Source organism: Pinisolibacter sp. DMC100, from assembly GCF_056313705.1.
This window is the reverse complement of sequence record NZ_JBQUZT010000001.1, coordinates 440,042-458,024: the sequence shown is the minus strand read 5'-3', so window position 1 is coordinate 458,024 and position 17,983 is coordinate 440,042. Positions and strand designations below refer to the sequence as shown.

The 17,983-nt window shown below is 69.8% G+C and carries 16 protein-coding genes; 1 reads left to right on the top strand and 15 read right to left on the bottom strand.

Features of this window, described 5'->3' with window-relative positions; all coding sequences use genetic code 11:
* Positions 1–45: 45 nt before the first annotated feature.
* The 13 genes from ACT541_RS02200 to ACT541_RS02140 form a co-directional block, all read right to left on the bottom strand.
* Positions 46–1,044, bottom strand: coding sequence for a hemolysin family protein (locus ACT541_RS02200; protein WP_476133931.1), 999 nt, complete (start codon positions 1,042–1,044; stop codon positions 46–48).
* Positions 1,045–1,103: 59 nt separating this feature from the next.
* A complete protein-coding gene (gene ybeY / locus ACT541_RS02195) occupies positions 1,104–1,610 on the bottom strand; it encodes an rRNA maturation RNase YbeY (protein WP_476133930.1) in 507 nt (168 codons plus the stop codon).
* Positions 1,607–2,698, bottom strand: a complete 1,092-nt coding sequence (locus tag ACT541_RS02190) for a PhoH family protein (RefSeq protein WP_476136005.1) — start codon at positions 2,696–2,698, stop codon at positions 1,607–1,609. The genes ybeY and ACT541_RS02190 overlap by 4 nt, the downstream gene beginning before the upstream one ends.
* A gap of 56 nt (positions 2,699–2,754) precedes the next feature.
* Positions 2,755–4,152: a tRNA (N6-isopentenyl adenosine(37)-C2)-methylthiotransferase MiaB gene (gene miaB / locus ACT541_RS02185; RefSeq protein ID WP_476133928.1), complete on the bottom strand. Its 1,398-nt coding sequence runs from the start codon at positions 4,150–4,152 to the stop codon at positions 2,755–2,757.
* 120 nt (positions 4,153–4,272) lie between these two features.
* Positions 4,273–5,115, bottom strand: coding sequence for a lyso-ornithine lipid O-acyltransferase (gene olsA, locus ACT541_RS02180; RefSeq protein ID WP_476133926.1), 843 nt, complete (start codon positions 5,113–5,115; stop codon positions 4,273–4,275).
* Between the two features lie 16 nt (positions 5,116–5,131).
* Positions 5,132–5,515 carry a Fur family transcriptional regulator gene (locus ACT541_RS02175; protein WP_476136004.1) on the bottom strand — a complete coding sequence of 128 codons (384 nt, stop codon included), beginning with the start codon at positions 5,513–5,515 and terminating at the stop codon, positions 5,132–5,134.
* A gap of 109 nt (positions 5,516–5,624) precedes the next feature.
* Positions 5,625–6,164 carry a GNAT family N-acetyltransferase gene (locus ACT541_RS02170; protein WP_476133925.1) on the bottom strand — a complete coding sequence of 180 codons (540 nt, stop codon included), beginning with the start codon at positions 6,162–6,164 and terminating at the stop codon, positions 5,625–5,627.
* Positions 6,161–6,895 (bottom strand): tRNA (adenosine(37)-N6)-threonylcarbamoyltransferase complex dimerization subunit type 1 TsaB, encoded by a 735-nt coding sequence (tsaB, locus tag ACT541_RS02165; protein ID WP_476133924.1) that lies wholly within the window; start codon positions 6,893–6,895, stop codon positions 6,161–6,163. Before tsaB ends, ACT541_RS02170 begins: the two co-directional genes overlap by 4 nt.
* 77 nt (positions 6,896–6,972) lie before the next feature.
* The gene (locus ACT541_RS02160; protein ID WP_476133923.1) at positions 6,973–7,527 is read right to left on the bottom strand and encodes a NifU family protein; all 555 of its coding nucleotides are present in this window, start codon (positions 7,525–7,527) and stop codon (positions 6,973–6,975) included.
* 88 nt (positions 7,528–7,615) lie between these two features.
* Positions 7,616–8,107, bottom strand: a complete 492-nt coding sequence (locus ACT541_RS02155; protein ID WP_476133921.1) for a universal stress protein — start codon at positions 8,105–8,107, stop codon at positions 7,616–7,618.
* A gap of 80 nt (positions 8,108–8,187) precedes the next feature.
* Positions 8,188–9,237, bottom strand: coding sequence for a tryptophan--tRNA ligase (trpS, locus tag ACT541_RS02150; RefSeq protein ID WP_476133919.1), 1,050 nt, complete (start codon positions 9,235–9,237; stop codon positions 8,188–8,190).
* 61 nt (positions 9,238–9,298) lie between these two features.
* Positions 9,299–10,909 (bottom strand): murein biosynthesis integral membrane protein MurJ, encoded by a 1,611-nt coding sequence (gene murJ, locus ACT541_RS02145; protein WP_476133917.1) that lies wholly within the window; start codon positions 10,907–10,909, stop codon positions 9,299–9,301.
* A 23-nt stretch (positions 10,910–10,932) separates the two neighbouring features.
* Positions 10,933–13,722, bottom strand: coding sequence for a [protein-PII] uridylyltransferase (locus ACT541_RS02140; RefSeq protein ID WP_476133915.1), 2,790 nt, complete (start codon positions 13,720–13,722; stop codon positions 10,933–10,935).
* A 281-nt stretch (positions 13,723–14,003) separates the two neighbouring features.
* Here ACT541_RS02140 and ACT541_RS02135 point away from each other — a divergent pair, with 281 nt between their 5' ends.
* Complete coding sequence (locus tag ACT541_RS02135; RefSeq protein WP_476133914.1) at positions 14,004–14,186, top strand: hypothetical protein; 183 nt, start codon at positions 14,004–14,006, stop codon at positions 14,184–14,186.
* 59 nt (positions 14,187–14,245) lie between these two features.
* On the opposite strand, the gene ACT541_RS02130 is transcribed toward ACT541_RS02135, so the two are convergent.
* The gene (locus tag ACT541_RS02130; protein ID WP_476133912.1) at positions 14,246–15,172 is read right to left on the bottom strand and encodes a hypothetical protein; all 927 of its coding nucleotides are present in this window, start codon (positions 15,170–15,172) and stop codon (positions 14,246–14,248) included.
* A gap of 276 nt (positions 15,173–15,448) precedes the next feature.
* Entirely contained in the window at positions 15,449–17,734 is a 2,286-nt protein-coding gene (locus ACT541_RS02125; RefSeq protein WP_476133910.1) for an NADP-dependent malic enzyme, read from the bottom strand.
* Positions 17,735–17,983: the final 249 nt, after the last annotated feature.

Here is a 17,983-nt window from a genome sequence, read left to right as displayed (position 1 = left end):
ACCTCGTCGGCGGAGGACGACGACGTCAAGACGCTCGCGGCACGCTCAGACGGCGTCGACCGGACGACGTTGGAGCCGCAGGCGCTTGAGACGGCGGTTGTCGGCGTCGAGGATCTCGACGGCGAGCCCGGGCATACGGTCGGAGACGAAGATCTCGCCCACCGCCGGTACGCGACCGGCGAGCGCGACGATCAGGCCGCCGACGGATTCGACCTCGTCGTCGAGGCCGATGCCGGAGAAGTCGAAGCCGATCGTCTCGGCGGCGTCCTCGAGCGCGGTGCGGGCATCGACCAGCCACAGGTCGGGGCCGGAGGCGACGATGTCGGCATCCTCCTCCTCGTCGTGCTCGTCCTCGATGTCGCCGACCACGGTCTCGACGATGTCCTCCATCGAGACGAGACCGTCGACGCCGCCGTATTCGTCGATCACCAGCGCCATCTGGATGCGCTCGGCCTGCATCCGCGTCAGCAGGTCGTCGGCGCGCATCGAACCGGGGACGAAGAGCACCGGCCGGACGAGGCCGGTCACGCCCAGCTTCTGCCCGAGGTCGGCGCGGGCGAGGTCGAGCCGGGCGGTCGCCGGATCGTCGCCGATCTGGGCGGCACGGGTGACGTGGGTGACGAGATCGCGGATGTGGATCATGCCCACCGCCTCGTCGAGGCTCTCGCGATAGACCGGCATGCGCGAATGGCCGGAGACCATGAAGGCGAGGAGGGCGCGTTCGAGCGTGGTGTCCTCGTCGATGCCCTCGATGTCGGCGCGGGCGACCATGACGTCGTCGACGCGGGTCTCGCCGAGACGCAGGATGGCGCGGATCATCTCGCGCTCTTCGGTCGAGAACCCTTCCTCACCGGCTTCGTCGAGGGCGCTCTCGAGGTTTTCGCGCAGCTCGGCGGCGGACGGTTTCCAGCCCACCGCGGCGCGCAATCGATCGAGCCAGCTCTCGCCCGATCGGGAAGACTGTTCGCCACGGGCGTCGGCCGTCTCGGCCCTGCCCGCGGCGCCGGTACTCTGCCCCGAACCGGGGGAATTCGCGTCGCTCATCTCGCGTCGATCTCTTTCGCCATTCGAGCACCGATGGTGCGGCGCGCGGGCGGTTCGTGTCAATTCGCTCCTTCGCCGCTCTCGTCGGCGTAGGGATCGGCGATGCCGAGACCGGCCAGGATCTCGCGTTCCAGCGCCTCCATCTCCTCGGCCTCCTCGTCGGTCTCGTGGTCGAAGCCGAAGAGGTGGAGAAGGCCGTGGACGAGGAGATGGGCGACGTGGTCCTCGAGGGTCTTGCCCTCGTCGTCCGCCTCGCGCGCCGTGGTCTCGCGGGCGATCACCACGTCGCCGAGCAGCGGCCCCGGATCGTCGTCGTCCGGGTCGGCGGCGGGGAAGGACAGCACGTTGGTCGGCTTGTCCTTGTCGCGCCAGTCGCGGTTCAGCTCGCGGATGCGGGCGTCGTCGGTCAGCACCAGCGACAGCTCCGCCGCCTCCGGCACGATCAGCTCGTCGCGGGCAGCGACCGCGGCGGCGACGCGTTCGGCGAGCGGGCGCCATGCCGTCTCGTCGCCCCAGGCCTCGGCCTCGACGGCGATGTCGACGGTGATCGACGGCGTCTCGCTCACGTCCGCTCTCCGCGGTCGGGGCGGGTGATGCCGTATTTGTCGCGCAGGAGCATGTCGTCGGTGCCGAACTCGGCGCGGGCGGCGAGACGCGCCTCCTCGCGCGCCTTCTCGGCGGCGAGACGTTCGCGCGAGGCGTCGTCGTAGGCCTTGACGATGCGGCGGACGAGTTCGTGGCGCACCACGTCCTTCTCGGTGAAGTTCACCCGGATCATGCCGGGCATGCCGCCGAGGATCTCCAGCGCGTCGACGAGGCCCGAGCGGGTGCCGGACGGCAGGTCGACCTGGGTCGGGTCGCCGGTGACGATCATCTTGGAGTTCTCGCCGAGACGCGTCAGGAACATCTTCATCTGCATCGCGGTGCAGTTCTGCGCCTCGTCGAGCAGCACCACCGCGTTCGACAGGGTGCGGCCGCGCATGAAGGCGAGCGGCGCCACCTCGATCATGCCGGACTGCAGGCCGCGTTCGACCTTCTCCGCCGGCATCATGTCGTAGAGCGCGTCGTAGAGGGGGCGCAGATAGGGGTCGACCTTCTCCTTCATGTCGCCGGGGAGGAAGCCGAGACGTTCGCCGGCCTCGACCGCCGGGCGCGACAGGATCAGCCGGTCGACGTCGCCGCGCTCGATCAGGGCGGCGGCATAGGCGACGGCGAGATAGGTCTTGCCGGTACCGGCCGGGCCGATGCCGAAGACGAGATCGGCGCGGTCCATGGCGCGGACATAGGCGTCCTGCGCCGGCGTGCGGGCCGAGACGGTCTTGCGACGGGTGGAGATCTGCGCCGGGGCGAAGCGGGTCTTGGGCTCGAGGGTCGGCAGCGGCAGCTGCTCGGCCTCGCTCTCGGCCATGCGAATGGCGCCGTCGACGTCGCCGGGATGGACCTCGCGGCCGGCCTGGAGCCGTTCCCACAGGGTCTCGAGCACGGTGCGGGCGACCTCGCAGCGCTCGTGCGGCCCCTTGATCGTCACCTGATTGCCGTGGGCGACCACCGTGACCTGCAGGCGGCGCTCGATCTCGGCGAGGTTCTGGTCGAACTGGCCGAAGAGATCGGAGACGAGGCGGTTGTCGTCGAAGGCGAGGACGACATGGGTCATGTCGGAGGCGTGGCCCGTCACCGGGAAGTCGTTGGAAGACGGGCTCTTCGCATCGTTCACCGGGCACCTCCCTCGACGGCCGAATCGGACCTTCCGTCCGATGCTACACCGATCAGGCTCGCCGTCAGTGAATTCGGTGCGACGGCATCCACACGCACGCGCACGATCCGGCCGAGCAGCGTCTCCGGTGCGACGAGATGCACCGCCTGCAGCCAGGGCGAACGGCCGGCCATCTGGCCGGGGTGGCGGCCGGGCTTCTCGATCAGCACGTCCATCTCCATGCCGAGGCGCGAGGCGTTGAAGGCGCGGGTCGCGGCGTCGATCTCGGCCTGGAGCCGGGCGAGGCGCTCGATCTTCACGCTTTCCGCGATCTGGTCGGTCTCGCCGGCGGCCGGCGTGCCGGGGCGGGCGGAATACTTGAACGAGAAGGCCGAGGCGTAGCCGACCTCGGCGACGATCGACAGCGTGTCGGCGAATTCGGCTTCGGTCTCGCCGGGGAAGCCGACGATGAAGTCGCCCGACATCGCGATGTCGGGGCGGGCGGCGCGGATGCGGTCGATCAGGCGGAGATACTCGTCGCGGGTGTGGCGACGGTTCATCGCCGCGAGGATCCGGTCGTTGCCCGACTGCACCGGCAGATGCAGCCAGGGCATCAGCTGCGGCAGGTCGCGATGGGCTTCGAGAAGATCGTCGCTCATGTCGCGGGGATGGCTGGTCGTATAGCGGATGCGGTCGAGGCCGGGGATCTCGGCGAGCGCGCGGCAGAGCCGGCCGAGGCGCCAGGTCTCGCCGTCCGGACCTTCCCCGTGAAAGCCGTTGACGTTCTGGCCGAGCAGCGTCACCTCGCGCACGCCGGCGTCGGCCAGACGGCGGGCCTCGGCGAGGATGCGGTCGACGGGGCGCGAGGTCTCGGCACCGCGGGTGTAGGGCACGACGCAGAAGGTGCAGAACTTGTCGCAGCCCTCCTGCACCGTCAGGAAGGCGGTCAGGCCGCGGGCGATGGTCTTCTCGCGCGTCGCCGGGGCGAGATGGTCGAACTTGTCCTCGACCGGGAACTCGGTCTCGACGACGCGGGCGCCGTTCGAGGTGCGGGCGAGGATGTCGGGCAGGTGGTGGTAGCTCTGCGGGCCGAAGACCATGTCGACGACCGGCGCGCGCCGCGCGATCTCGCGGCCCTCGGCCTGGGCGACGCAGCCGGCGACGCCGACCAGCAGCTTCTCGCCGCGTTCCGCCTTCTCCGCCTTCAGCACGCGCATGCGGCCGAGCTCGGAATAGACCTTCTCCGAGGCCTTCTCGCGGATGTGGCAGGTGTTGAGGATGACCAGATCGGCCTCGTCGGCGCTCGCCGCCTCGACCCAGCCGTTCGGCGCCAGCGTGTCGGTCATCCGCTCGCTGTCGTAGACGTTCATCTGGCAGCCGTAGGTCTTGATGAAGACCTTCTTCGTCTCGCTCATGGAACCCGTCCGTGAAGGCTGTCCTGCAAGGCGGGGGCCTCCGGCCGCCCGCCGTATCGTTCGGCGCTCTCTATCGCAGAACGGCCGGCGGCGAAACCGCCCTGTCCGCGCAATCCGGCCTCACGCCGCGTCGCCCGCCTCCGCCTCGGCGGGCTCGGGCACCTCGACGACGATCGCCTGCACCGGGTGGAGGCAGGCGGAGAGACCGGCGCGCACGCCGGCCTCGAGTTCGGCGGTGAGGCTCTTGCGGTCGGTCCCGGCGCCGAAGGGGCGGGCCTCGCCCCAGACGATCTCGACGTCGATGCCGCCGGCGGTGGCGATGCCCCAGAGATGCGGCATCAGCTCGTCGTCGCCGACCCAGGCGACGCGGTGGCGTTCGGCCCGGCCGACCGGCAGGCCGGCGATGCGGGTGTAGGCGACGGTCATCGGCTGGACGAAGACCTCGTCGTGACCGCCGACGTCGATCGCCGCCCGCGCCGCGCCGAGCAGCGCCGAGCGGAAGGGCAGGACGCGGTCGCCCCACGACGAGGTGCCTTCGGGGAAGAGCACCATGCAGTCGCCCGACGACAGGCGGTCGGCGAGTTCGCTCGCCGCCTTGCCCGTCGCGGTGCGGCGGGTGCGGTCGACGAAGACCGAGCGCTGCAGTTTCGCGAAGAGGCCGAAGATCGGCCAGGTCGCCACTTCCGCCTTGGCGACGAAGGAGACCGGCATCAGCGAGCCGATCACCGAGATGTCGAGCCAGGAGGCGTGGTTGGGCGTGACCAGCAGCGGCCGGGCGGCGACCGGGGCTCCGGAGACGCGGATGCGCACGTCGAGCGCCTCGAGGGCGCGGCGATGCCACCAGCCGGGAAGGGTGCGGGCGAGCGGCCAGGAGAACCTGACCGCCAGCCACTGCAGGGGCAGCGCGACGACGGTGATCGCCGTCAGGCGGGCGAGCGCGATGCCGGCGCGAAAGGTCCTCATGCGCCGCTCCGATGTCTCACGGCGTCTCGGGCTCGTCGAGCGGCACGCCGTAGAGTTCGAGCCGGTGATCGACGAGGCGGAAGCCGAGTTCGCGGGCGATGAACTGCTGCAGCTTCTCGATGTCGGCGTTGCGGAACTCGACGACGCGACCGGAGCGCAGGTCGATCAGGTGATCGTGGTGCTCGTCCGAGACGGTCTCGTAGCGCGAGCGGCCGTCGCGGAAGTCGTGGCGCTCGATGATGCCGGTGTCCTCGAAGAGCTTCACCGTGCGGTAGACGGTCGAGATCGAGATGCGCTTGTCGATCGCGGACGCGCGGCGATGCAGTTCCTCGACGTCGGGATGGTCGATGGCGGCCTCGATCACCCGGGCGATGACGCGACGCTGGTCGGTCATGCGCATGCCGGCTGCGACGCAGCGATCCTCGAGCGGACCTTCTGGGTTGGCGGATCTGTTCGTCGGATGGTTCACGGGCGATCTCCCCCGGCCGGATCGAAGTCCATCATGGCGATTAACGAAGATCGGCCCGCATGACAAGCGCCGTGGCGCCCGGCACGCTGCCGTGGGCGTAGTAGCCCTTGCGCTCGCCGACCTTCTCGAAGCGCAAGCGGCGATATAGGGCGAGCGCCGCACCGTTTCCCGCATCGACCTCGAGAAAGAGCGAGGCGATGCGATCGCGGTAGAGCCGACGCATCGCCTCCTCCATCAGCGCGCGGCCGACACCGCGGCGGCGATGAGAGGGTGCGACCGCGACGGTCAGCACTTCCGATTCGTCGGCGACGGTGCGGAGGAGGACGAAACCGACCGCCGAGCGCGTGCCGAAGGCATTGGCGCGGCGGGCGACGACGCCGGTCACCGTCTCCTCCCGCAGCAGGGCGGCGAGATCGGCGGCGCTCCAGGCCGCCCCCGGAAATCCGGCGGCGTGGATCTCGGCGAGCTTCTCGGTGTCTTCCGCCCAGGCCTCCTCGAAGGAGAACATCGGCGTCTTGGCCCAGGGGCTCCACGGCGCCATCCACCAGGCGGCGCCCCACATGTCGTCCCACAGGCTCATGGCACGCCCTCCTCCGGCCCGGCGGGGCCGAGCAGCGCCGCGGGTGTCAGGCGGGCGAGACGGTGGCCGTCCTGCGGCTTGGCGTCGGCGGGGCGGACATAGAGCGGCGACGGCTTCTCGCAGACCCCGCCGCAGGCATCCAACTTGGCGAGCGCGAGGCGGGCGACGGTCTCGATGCCGGGGATCGTCGGGGCGTCGAGGCGGGTGAGCGTCGGCGCATGGGCGCCGACCAGCGCCGCGCCGGTGCCGACGAGGACGGCGTCCTCGGCAACCGCGCGGGCGGCGACGAGGGCGGGCGCGATCACCTCGGCACGGCCGAGGGCGCTGCCGTCGGCGGCGAAGCCCTGGGCATAGACCTCGTCCTTGCGGGCATCGAGGACGGCGAAGATCGCCCGGGCGGGAACGAGTGCCCGCGCCTCGGCGGCGAGCGCCTCGAGGGTCGGCACGCCGACCGCCGGACGGCCGGCGGCGAGGGCGAAACCGCGCACGGCGGCGACGCCGATGCGGATGCCGGTGAAGGAGCCCGGGCCGGTGGTCACGGCGAAGGCGTCGATCGCCGTGATCGCCGTGCCGGTGCGGGCGAGCAGCGCGTCGATCGCCCCCATCAACTTCTCGGCATGACCGCGGCCGATGATCGCGCTCGACGCCGTGACGTCGACGCGGTCGCCGTCCCGCACGAGCAGGGCGACGGCGAGCGCATCGAGCGCGGTATCGACGGCGAGGAGCTTCATGGATCGATCAATAACGCGAAAACGCACGCGCCATCAGCGCGACGAAGGTCGAGCGGACGATGCGGACGAACGCGGCCTCAGGAGGCCGCGCGTACTTCGCGGATCTCCGGCACGAAGTGCTTGAGGAGGTTCTGCACGCCGTTGCGCAGCGTCGCGGTCGAGGACGGGCAGCCGGAACAGGCACCGCGCATGGTCAGATAGACGATGCCGTCCTCGTAGGAATGGAAGGTGATGTCGCCGCCGTCGCCGGCGACCGCCGGGCGGACGCGCTCGTCGAGCAGCTGCTTCACCGTCGCCACGACGCGGGCGTCGTCCTCGGAATAGGCGCGGGAGGCGCCCTCTTCGGCGGCCTCGACCAACAGCGGCGCGCCGGACATGAAGAATTCCATGATGGCGCCGAGGATGGCCGGCTTCAGATGCTGCCATTCCGGGCCGTCCTTGGTCACCGAGACGAAGTCGGTGCCGAAGAAGACGGCGGTGACGCCCGGCACCGCGAAGAGGCGCTGGGCGAGCGGCGAGGCGGCGGCCTCGGCGGCGGAACGGAATTCGCGGGCGCCCTCGCCCATGACCTTGCGGCCGGGCACGAACTTCAGCGTCGCGGGATTGGGGGTGACTTCGGTCTCGATGAACATCGTTTCTCCTCTCTCGGTTTCAAGGGCCGAGCCGGATTTCGAGACGTTCCAGATAGGGCCTTCCGACGCAATCGTCCAGCGAGGAGAATCACGCGATGGCGGCGATGTCCTCGTCGGAGAGGTGGCCGGGGACGATGGTGACGGGCACGGGGAAGGAACCGGAGGCCCGTCCGATCGCGGTGACCAGCGGGCCGGGGCCCTCCGATCCGGTGCCGGCGGCGAGCACCAGCACGGCGATGTCCTCGTCGGCGTCGATCAGTCCTTGCACCTCGCCGGCGCGGCCGCCGAAGCGGACGACCTGTTCGGCCTCGAGCCCCGACATGGCGCGAATGCGGGCGGCGACCCGATCGAGCACCGCCCTCGCCTCGGCTTCGGCTTCGGCGCGCATCACCTGTTCGACGCCGAGGAAGCCGCGGAAGTCGGCGTCCTCGACGACATGGAGCAGCACCACCGCCCCGTCGGTATGGGCGGCGCGCAGGGCGGCGAAGACGACCGCACGGTCGCATTCGTCCGTGTCGTCGACGACGACCAGGAACTTGCGCCGGTGACCGGCTTCGTGCGAGCGGCGAGCGAGGACCATGGTGCGAGGCTGCCACGGCGCGGGCCGCGGTGGCAAGGGCGGGCGATCTCGGCAGATCGTCGCCCTCGCCGTTTCGTTTCTCAGCGCAGGAGGCCGACGATGTCCTTGACCGCGTCCATCACCGGGCGGGCGATGGCGGAGGCGCGTTCGCCGCCCTCCCTCAAGACGCCGTCGATGTAGGCCGGATCGGCGACCAGGCGCTTCATCTCGCCGCCGACCGGGCCGAGCTTGTCGACCGCGAGGTCGGTCAGCGCCGCCTTGAAGGCCGAGAACTGCGATCCGCCGTACTGGGCCAGCACGTCGGCCGCCGTGGTGCCGGCGAGCGCGGCGTAGATGCCGACGAGGTTGTCGGCCTCGGGACGCTCCTTCAGGCCCTCGACCTCGCTCGGCAGCGGCTCGGGATCGGTCTTGGCCTTCCTGAGCTTCTGGGCGATGGCGTCGCGGTCGTCGGTCAGGTTGATGCGGCTGAGGTCGGAGGGATCCGACTTCGACATCTTCTTGGTGCCGTCGCGCAAGGACATCACGCGGGTCGCCGGACCCTGGATGATCGGCTCGGGCAGGGGGAAGAACTTCGGACCCAGACCGAGCTCGGCGATGCGCTCGGCATAGTCGTTGTCGAACTTCTGGGCGATGTCGCGGGTGAGCTCGAGATGCTGCTTCTGGTCCTCGCCGACCGGCACGTGGGTGGCGCGGTAGAGCAGGATGTCGGCGGCCATCAGGCTGGGATAGGCGTAGAGACCGAGCGAGGCGTTCTCGCGGTCCTTGCCGGCCTTCTCCTTGAACTGCGTCATGCGGTTCATCCAGCCGAGGCGAGCGATGCAGTTGAAGACCCAGGCGAGTTCGGCGTGCTGGTGGACGCGGCTCTGGTTGAAGACGATCTGCGTCTTCGGGTCGATGCCGGCGGCGATGAAGGCGGCGGTCACCTCGCGGATCGAGCGCTGGAGCTCGGCCGGGTTCTGCCAGACGGTGATCGCGTGCATGTCGACGACGCAGTAGACGCAGGGATGGGTCTTCTGCAGCGCGACGAACTTCACGATGGCGCCGAGATAGTTGCCGAGATGGAGATTGCCGGTCGGCTGGACGCCGGAGAACACGCGCGGTTCGAAGGCGGCGGGAATCGCTTCGGTCATTTTGGATCCTCAGAGGCTCGGACCCGAACCCCTGTGGACGGGGAGGCGGCCTCGGGCGGCGTTATGCGCGATCCGTCGGCGCCTCGCAAGTCGCCGATCCCACCGGCGTCGGCGCCGGAGCCGCGGCGGGACGGCGGGTGAAGACGCGCGGATCGACCGCCCCGGTCGCCCACAGGAGGAGGCCGTGGACGGCGATGCCGGCGAGGATCGCGGCACCGACCGCCGTCAGCCGCAGCACCGTTCCGCCGCTCGCAAAGGCCGGATCGACGACGAAGAGGCGGGCGAGCCCGACCACCGCGGCCATGCCCAGCGCCGCGGCGAGAATGCGCGGCAGGCGGCGACGGGCGGCGGCGTCGAGGCGCCAGTGGTCGCGACGAAAGAGCGCGGCGGCGAGCAGGCCGGCATTGAGCCAGGCCGAGGCCGCCGTGCTCCATGCGACCGCCACCCAGCCGATCAGCGGCAGGAGGGCGAGCGACAGCGCGACGTTGAGACCGACCGCGACGACGCCGTGGATCATCGGCGTGCGGGTGTCGCCGCGACCCCAATGGGCGGCGGAGAACAGGCGGATCGCCACGAAGGCCGGCAGGCCGAGCGAATAGGCGGCGAGTGCGCGGGCGGCCTCGCGGGCGTCGTTCGCCGAGAAGGCGCCGCGCTCGAACAGCGCCGAGACGATCGGATGGGCGAGCAGCACCAGACCGAAGGCGGCGGGCAGCGCCAGCGCCAGGGCGAATTCGAAGGCGCGGCTCTGCACCACGTGGACGCCGTCGCCGGGACGGCCGGCCTCCTCGGCGATCTCGGGCAGCAGCACCTGCCCGACGGCGATGCCGACGAGGCCGAGCGGCAGCTGGTAGAGCCGATCGGCATAGTAGAGCCAGGAGACGGCGCCGGGTTCGCCCGAGGCGATCATCGTGCCGACGACGATGCCGATCTCGGCGAAGCCGCCGGCGACGAGACCCGGTGCGAAGGCGCGGGCGAGCCGTCGCATCGCCGGATCGGCGCGCGGCCGCGCCGGCAGCGGCAGGGCCCCGGCCCGTCCGGTGGCGGCGACGAGGAAAGCCGCCTGGGCGAGACCGGCCACCGCCACGGTGGTGGCGAGCAGTCGGCCGGCGAAGACGGCGTCGTGGCGGCCGACCACCAGCACGACGATCATCGCGACGAGCAGCAGCAGGTTGAAGAGGATCGGCGCGAAGGCCGCCGCCATGAAACGCCTGTCGGCCGCCAGGACGCCACCGAGCAGGGCGACGACGGTGATGCCGACGAGATAGGGGAAGGCGAGGCGGGTCAGCGTCACCGTCAGGGCGAGCTTGTCGGCATCGGCGCCGTAGCCGGGCGCCAGCAGCCGCACCACCGGTTCGGTGAAGACCCAGACCGCGACGGTGATCACCGCCACGGTCGCGACCAGCAGCAGTGCCGCGGCGCCGGCGAAGCGGCGGGCGGCGGCGCGGCCCTCGGCCTCGCGCACGGCGATGTAGCCCGGCACGAAGGCGGCGGCGAAGGCGCCCTCGGCGAAGAGCCGGCGGAAGAGATTGGGCAGGCGCAGCGCCACCACGAAGGCGTCGGCCACCGGCCCGGTGCCGAGCACGGCGGCGAGCATGCCGTCGCGCAGGAAGCCGAGGATCCGGCTCGCCAGCGTCGCGGCGCCGACGCCGAGGGCATTGCGCAGCAGTCTCATGCTCGGCACCCCGGATGCCGACGTCAGGCGGCGGGCTTGCGGCTGGTCTCCCGGGGCGTGCCGTCGAAGGCGCGCACGAGGTGTTCGCGGATGGTCTTCTCGCGCGACCGGTTCTCGACCTTGTGGCCGATCAGATCGGTCACGTAGAAGACGTCGACCGCGCGCTCGCCGAAGGTCGCGACATGGGCCGAGGCGATGTTGAGGTTGAGATCCGAGATCGCCCGCGTCAGGTCGAAGAGCAGACCCGGCCGGTCGAGGCCGGAGACCTCGATCACCGTGAAGCGATCCGACCAGGCGTTGTTGACCATGACGTCGGTCGGGATCTGGAAGGCCTTGAGGCGACCCTTGGCGGCGCCCTTCTTCTGCTCGACCTGTTCGGGCAGGCGTTCGGCGCCGGTCAACGTCTTCTCGATCAGCGCGGTGATGCGCTGGCCGCGGCGGCGTTCGTCGACGTCGTCGGTGAACTCGCGGCCGACGAAGATCGTGTCGAGCGCCAGACCGTCGGTGGTCGTGTAGATCTGGGCGTCGACGATGTTGGCGCCGGCCACGGCGCAGGCACCGGCGATGGCCGAGAGCAGGCGGGGATGGTCGTCGGCGAGAACGGTGATCTCGGTGACGCCCTCGAAGACGTGCGGCATGACCGAGGTGGCGAGGTGCTTGCGCCCCTGCGTCGCCTCGCGGATGAAGTTGGCGTGCTCGACCTTGCGGGCGACGTCGACGCGCAGCCAGTAGGGCGCATAGTGGCGCTCGACATAGGCCTGTTTCTCGATCTCGCTCCAGCCGACGAGCCGGTCGCAGAGCTCGTGCTTGGCGGCGGCGACGCGCTGGTCGCGGGTGATCTGCGAATGGCCGCCGGCGAGATAGGGCTCGGTCTCGTAGTAGAGCGTCCGGAGGAGCTGCCCCTTCCAGCCGTTGAAGACGCCGGGTCCGACGGCGCGGATGTCGGCGACCGTCAGGCAGAGGAGCAGGCGCAGGCGCTCGGGCGACTGGACGATCTCGGCGAAGGTCTCGATGGTGCGGCGATCGTTGAGATCGCGGCCCTGCGCCACCGAGCTCATCACCAGATGGTTCTCGACCAGCCAGGCGACGGTCTCGGTCTCCGCGGCGGAGAGGCCGAAGCGCGGGCCGACCTTGCGGGCGATCTTGGCACCGTAGAGCGAGTGGTCCTCGGGCCGACCCTTGGCGATGTCGTGCAGGAAGGTCGCGAGGTAGATCACCTTGCGATTCTGGATGCCGGGGAAGAGCTCGGTGGCGAGCGGGCATTCCTCGGCCAGCGTGCCGTTCTCCAACGCCGAGAGCTCGCCCAGCGTCCGCAGCAGGTGCTCGTCGACGGTGTAGTGGTGATACATGTTGAACTGCATCATCGCCACGACCTTGCCGAACTCCGGCACGAAGCGGCCGAGCACGCCGGTCTCGTTCATCCGCCTCAGGATGCGTTCGGGCGAATGGCGCGAGGCGACGATGTCGATGAAGAGGCGATTGGCGGTCTCGTCGGCGCGGATGGCCTCGTCGATCAGCGTCAGCGACCGCGTCAGCAGGCGCAGCGCATCCGGATGGAAGTCGAGGTTGTTGCGGTCGGCCTCGTGGAAGATGCGGATCAGGTTGACGGGATCGCGGGCGAAGACACCGTCGTCGGCGACGTTGATGCGGCGGTTGTCGACCGCGAAGGGCTCGCCGTCGCCGGTCTTGGGCTTGCGGCGACGGGTGAAGCGGCCGAGCAGGCGGTTGAGCGCCGGGGTCTGCTTGACGTGTTCCTCCTCGAGTGCCGAGCAGAAGATCAGCGTCAGGTCGCCGACGTCCTTGGCCACCAGGAAGTAGTGCTTCATGAAGCGCTCGACGGCGCGCAGGCCGCCCTTGTCGACATAGCCGAGGCGGCCGGCGATTTCGCGCTGGAGGTCGAAGGAGAGCCGCTCCTCGGCCCGGTTGGTGGCGAAGTGCATGTGGCAGCGGATGCCCCACAGGAAGTCGTCGCAGCGCTCGAAACGGCGATATTCCGACTGCGAGAAGACGCCCTCGCCGACCAGTTCGCGAGCATCCTTGACGCGATAGAAGTACTTGGCGATCCAGAACAGCGTCTGCAGATCGCGCAGGCCCCCCTTGCCCTCCTTGATGTTGGGCTCGACCAGATAGCGGCTCATGCCCTGGCGCTTGTGACGGTCGTCGCGCTCGGCGAGCTTCGCCGCGATGTAGTCGCGGCCGGTGCCCTGGACCACCTCGGCGTCGAAGCGCTTCTCCAGATCGTCGTAGAGCGGCCGGTCGCCCCAGATCCAACGCGCCTCGAGGATCGCCGTGCGGATGGTCAGGTCGGAGCGCGACAGGCGGATGCATTCGTCGACGTTGCGGGTGGCGTGACCGACCTTCAGGCCGAGGTCCCACAGCATGTAGAGGATGTATTCGACGACGCTCTCGCCCCAGGGCGTCTGCTTGTAGGGCAGCAGGAACAGCAGATCGATGTCGGAGCCCGGCGCCAGCGTGGCGCGGCCGTAGCCGCCGACCGCGGCGACCGACAGGCGCTCGGCCGAGGACGGGTTCTTGACCGGATAGACGTGGGCGACGGCGAAGTCGTAGACCACGCGGATCAGCTCGTCCTGGACATGGGAGATCCGTTCGGCGCAGAGCACGCCGCGGCGGTCCTCCATCAGCAGCGTCTGGATCTTCGCGCGCGACTCGAGCCGCGCTTCCTTGAGGATCGCCAGGACCTTGGAACGAACCTGCGGATTGCCGCCGTCGGCGCCGTCGGCGACCAGCGCGGTGAGGCGGCGGCGCAGGTCGGCGGAATCGATCAGGCCCTCGAACATCCGGGATGCGGTCATCGGCAGGCGGCGCTCCTCGTGTCGACGCGAGACGGCCGCTTCGCGGCCCTCGTCGATGTGACACCTTTGCCACGGCGCGCGAGGCTTTTCCATCGCCGATCACACCGGAATGCCTCGTTGCGCGGCATGCGACATCGGAAGGGGTTTACGTCCAACTACGTATTACCCTATCTAGGTCCGCCCTACGGGTTTCCACCGAGGGCGCGAGACGGGGACCGGGCGTGATCGTCCGAATGGTCTACCCGCTCTCGCCCATCGTCGCATCCCGCGGAGGATTTTTCGTGCTTCAGCTCTTCATCGGCGCCGTCGTCGCCACGCTCGTCTGGATCGTCGCCACCGTGATCTTCGGTTATCCGGCCCTCATCATCGGTGCGCTCACCGGCGTCGCCGTCATGTTCGCCTTCGTGATCGCGCTGACCGGCGGTGGCCTGTTCGGTTCGAAGAGCGGCTCGGCCGGTCACTGAGCGGCACGCACACGAGACGTTCGAGAGGCGACCTTCGGGTCGCCTCTTTCGTTTCCGTCTCAAGCCCCGCGGCGAAGCGCCGCGAGGGCGTCCTCGAGTTCCGGGTCGGCAGGCGGGCGCGTCGTGTCGGAGACCGTCAGCATGAAGGCGAAGAAGATCGCCGCCCAGCGGTCGTAGGCGACGGTGAGGGCGGACGTGACCGTCGCACGGCCGGCGGCGTCGCGGACGAGGAAGCCGTTCTCGACGGCCAGCGTCACGACGTTGGCGACCTGCGACTTGGTCAGGCCGTAGGTCTCGGAGAGGACGCCGAGGGTCGGCAGCGGCTGGTCTTCGCGGGCATGGGCGACGACCGTGTTGAGGACCGGCCAGCCGCATTCGTGGTGGAAGAAGCAGGCGAGTTCCGGCACCCGGCCGGTCAGCGGCTCTCCGCCGAGGAAGGCCTCGCCCATGGCGACGGCGACGTGTTCGACGAAGCCGGGTTCGGCGGCGAGGCGCTCGGCGCGACGCGCGCCCGGCTCGAGCAGGTCGAGATGGGTCATCACCCCGGCGAGCCAGGCCCGTACCGTCGCCATCAGCAGCGGGGTGGGCACGAAGATCGAGACGCGGCGATCGGCGCGACCGGCCTCGACGTCGACGAGACCCATTCGGCGCATCATGTCGAGCGTGGTGCGCACCACGCGCGGGCTGCCGCCGAGGGTACGGCGGGTCGCCGCCACCATCTCGCCGAAGGAGGCGCCGCGTTCCGATCCGACGAGGATGCCGCGGACGTGGAGGCAGAAGCAGAGGTTGACCACCCGAAACCGGATGTCGCGGCCGAGCAGCTTGTTGAGCGGCCCCCGACCTTCGCGGCGAAAGCGGTTCATCGAGACGGTGAATGCGGCGACGGCTTCGGGGAAGGCCGGGTCGGCGAGGAGCGCGTGCGCCCGTTCCGCCAAGTGATCTTCGCCGGCGATCGCCGCGTCGGCGCAAACGACCGATCGGTCCATGTCGAAACCCGTCCCCGTCCGACCGGCCCCGGCCGGATGCACCGGTGGACACGCGTCACGGCCGGCGTCGGCGACGTTATCAACGCCGATTCCGCCCCGTCAAGGCGCGTGGAAACGAATTGGACACGATTCGAGACGAAAGCCGATACGACCTGCGGCCCGCGAGTGCGGCGGTTCCGGCCCGATGCGAGACGCATCGGGCGTTCGGCCCTCGAAGAGCCCCACCGGGGCTCTTCGTCTCATCCTCGCGGAGACCCGCGAGGATGAGACCGGACCTCACCCATTGATGTCATACGCCGCCAGTGCAGCCATGTTGACGAGGTCGCTGTCGCGGGCGCCGAGAGGGACGATCTGCACCGACTTGTCGAGACCGACCAGCAGCGGGCCGATCACCGTCGAGCCGCCGAGGATGCGCAGCATGCCGGTGACGATGGTCGCGGCGTGGATCGCCGGCATGACCAGCACGTTGGCCGGGCCCTTCAGGCGACAGAAGGGATAGGCCGCCATCTTGGCCGGGTCGAGCGCCACGTCGGCCGACATCTCGCCCTCGTATTCGAAGTCGACGCGGCGGCGATCGAGGATTTCGACCGCCTCCTTCACCGACGCCGTGCGCACGCCCGGCGGCTGACCGAAGTTCGAATAGGCGAGGAAGGCGACGCGCGGCTCGTAGCCGAGACGACGGGCGGCGCCCGCCGCCTCCTCGGCGATGTCCGCCAGTTCCTCGCCGGTCGGCAGCTCGGTGATCGAGGTGTCGGCGATCATCACGGTGCGGCCGCGGGCGAGCACCAGCGACAGGCCGATGGCGCGATGGTTCGGCCGCGCGTCGATGACGCGGCGAACGTCGTTGAGCACCGTGGTGAAGTGGCGCGTCGTGCCCGACACCATGGCGTCGGCATCGCCCAGCGCCACCATCGACGAGGCGAAGTAGTTGCGGTCGAGGATGACTCGGGCGCAGTCGCGCTGGAGGAAGCCCGACCGCTGCTGCCGTTCGTAGAGGTGATCGGTATAGGCCTTGATGCGCGGCGAGGTCGCGACGTTGACGATCTCGACGCCGTCCGGCAGCTCGAGGCCGGCGGTCTCCGCCGTCTCGGCGATGCGGTCCTCGCGACCGACCAGAATGGCGGTGCCGAGACCCTGGTTGACGAAGGAGGCGGCGGCACGGATCACCGGCTCTTCCTCGCCCTCGGCGAAGACCACCCGCTTCGGCTTGGCCTTGATCTTGGAGAAGATGCGCTGGAGCGTGCCGGCGACCGGATCGCGGCGCGCCGAGAGCTGCTGGCGATAGGCGACCATGTCGACGATCGGCCGACGGGCGACGCCCGATTCCATCGCCGCCTGCGCCACCGCCACCGGGATCTCGGAGATCAGGCGCGGGTCGAAGGGCACCGGGATGATGTACTGCGGGCCGAACTTCGGCCGCACGCCGCGATAGGCGGCCGCCACCTCGTCCGGCACGTCCTCGCGGGCGAGCTGGGCGATCGCCTTGGCCGCGGCGATCTTCATGTCCTCGTTGATCGTCCGCGCCCGCACGTCGAGGGCACCGCGGAAGATGTAGGGGAAGCCGAGGACGTTGTTGACCTGGTTGGGATAGTCCGACCGGCCGGTGGCGACGATCGCGTCGTCGCGCACCGCCGCCACCTCTTCCGGGGTGATCTCCGGATCGGGGTTGGCCATGGCGAAGATGATCGGGTTCGGCGCCATCGAGGCGACCATCTCGGGGGTCAGCGCGCCCTTGGCGGACAGACCGAAGAAGATGTCGGCACCGGCGACCGCCTCGGCGAGCGACCGCTTCTCGGTCTCCACCGCATGGGCCGACTTCCACTGGTTCATGCCCTCGGTGCGGCCCTTCCAGACCACGCCCTTGGTGTCGCAGAGGATGACGTTCTCGTGGCGGAAACCCATCGCCTTGATCAGCTCGATGCAGGCGATGCCGGCGGCGCCGGCACCGTTGCAGACGAGGACCGCTTCGGAAATGTCGCGGCCGGTCAGGTGCAGGGCGTTGATGATGCCCGCCGCCGAGATGATCGCGGTGCCGTGCTGGTCGTCGTGGAAGACCGGGATGTCCATCAGCTCGCGCAGACGGCTCTCGATCATGAAGCACTCGGGCGCCTTGATGTCCTCGAGGTTGATGCCGCCGAAGGACGGGCCGAGATAGCGCACCGCGGCGATGAATTCCTCGACGTCCTCGGTCTCCACCTCGAGGTCGATCGAATCGACGTCGGCGAAGCGCTTGAACAGAACCGACTTGCCCTCCATCACCGGCTTCGACGCCAGCGCGCCGAGATTGCCGAGGCCGAGGATCGCCGTGCCGTTGGAGATGACGGCGACGAGGTTGCCCTTGGAGGTGTAGTCGTAGGCCTTGGACGGGTCCTCGGCGATGGCGCGCACCGGCACCGCGACGCCCGGCGAATAGGCGAGCGCGAGGTCGCGCTGGGTCGCCATCGGCTTGGTGGGTACGATCTCGAGCTTGCCCGGCTTGCCCTGTGCGTGGAACTGCAGGGCTTCCTGATCGGTGACGGCGAGGCGACCGGTCTTGGTCGCGGGCTTCTCGTTCGAGTCCATCTGTCACTCCGGGGGCGGGTCGAGGCGCCGCCTCTTGCTTCGGTGCGGGTTCCACGTGAAACCCTCGGGACGATGGGTCCCGTCGGGCTCCGCGCAAAAGTCGGGGGACGGCGACCTTATCCCCCGACGGCACCGCGTCAAGGCGGCGCGGGGCCGAAAACACCCCGCTTTTCGTCGTGATCGCCGCAAAAATCGGTTGTTTTCGCGATGCGGCGGTGGACAGCCTCGGTCGGCGGCGGCGAAGCGGTC

Excerpts from the sequence above, each read along its gene's own strand:
- ACT541_RS02200 (WP_476133931.1), bottom strand. The coding sequence starts at position 1,044 with ATGAGCGACGCGAATTCCCCCGGTTCGGGGCAGAGTACCGGCGCCGCG.
- ACT541_RS02190 (WP_476136005.1), bottom strand. The coding sequence starts at position 2,698 with ATGACCCATGTCGTCCTCGCCTTCGACGACAACCGCCTCGTCTCCGAT.
- miaB (WP_476133928.1), bottom strand. The coding sequence starts at position 4,152 with ATGAGCGAGACGAAGAAGGTCTTCATCAAGACCTACGGCTGCCAGATG.
- olsA (WP_476133926.1), bottom strand. The coding sequence starts at position 5,115 with ATGAGGACCTTTCGCGCCGGCATCGCGCTCGCCCGCCTGACGGCGATC.
- ACT541_RS02175 (WP_476136004.1), bottom strand. The coding sequence starts at position 5,515 with ATGCGCATGACCGACCAGCGTCGCGTCATCGCCCGGGTGATCGAGGCC.
- ACT541_RS02170 (WP_476133925.1), bottom strand. The coding sequence starts at position 6,164 with ATGAGCCTGTGGGACGACATGTGGGGCGCCGCCTGGTGGATGGCGCCG.
- tsaB (WP_476133924.1), bottom strand. The coding sequence starts at position 6,895 with ATGAAGCTCCTCGCCGTCGATACCGCGCTCGATGCGCTCGCCGTCGCC.
- ACT541_RS02160 (WP_476133923.1), bottom strand. The coding sequence starts at position 7,527 with ATGTTCATCGAGACCGAAGTCACCCCCAATCCCGCGACGCTGAAGTTC.
- ACT541_RS02155 (WP_476133921.1), bottom strand. The coding sequence starts at position 8,107 with ATGGTCCTCGCTCGCCGCTCGCACGAAGCCGGTCACCGGCGCAAGTTC.
- trpS (WP_476133919.1), bottom strand. The coding sequence starts at position 9,237 with ATGACCGAAGCGATTCCCGCCGCCTTCGAACCGCGCGTGTTCTCCGGC.
- murJ (WP_476133917.1), bottom strand. The coding sequence starts at position 10,909 with ATGAGACTGCTGCGCAATGCCCTCGGCGTCGGCGCCGCGACGCTGGCG.
- ACT541_RS02140 (WP_476133915.1), bottom strand. The coding sequence starts at position 13,722 with ATGACCGCATCCCGGATGTTCGAGGGCCTGATCGATTCCGCCGACCTG.
- ACT541_RS02130 (WP_476133912.1), bottom strand. The coding sequence starts at position 15,172 with ATGGACCGATCGGTCGTTTGCGCCGACGCGGCGATCGCCGGCGAAGAT.
- ACT541_RS02125 (WP_476133910.1), bottom strand. The coding sequence starts at position 17,734 with ATGGACTCGAACGAGAAGCCCGCGACCAAGACCGGTCGCCTCGCCGTC.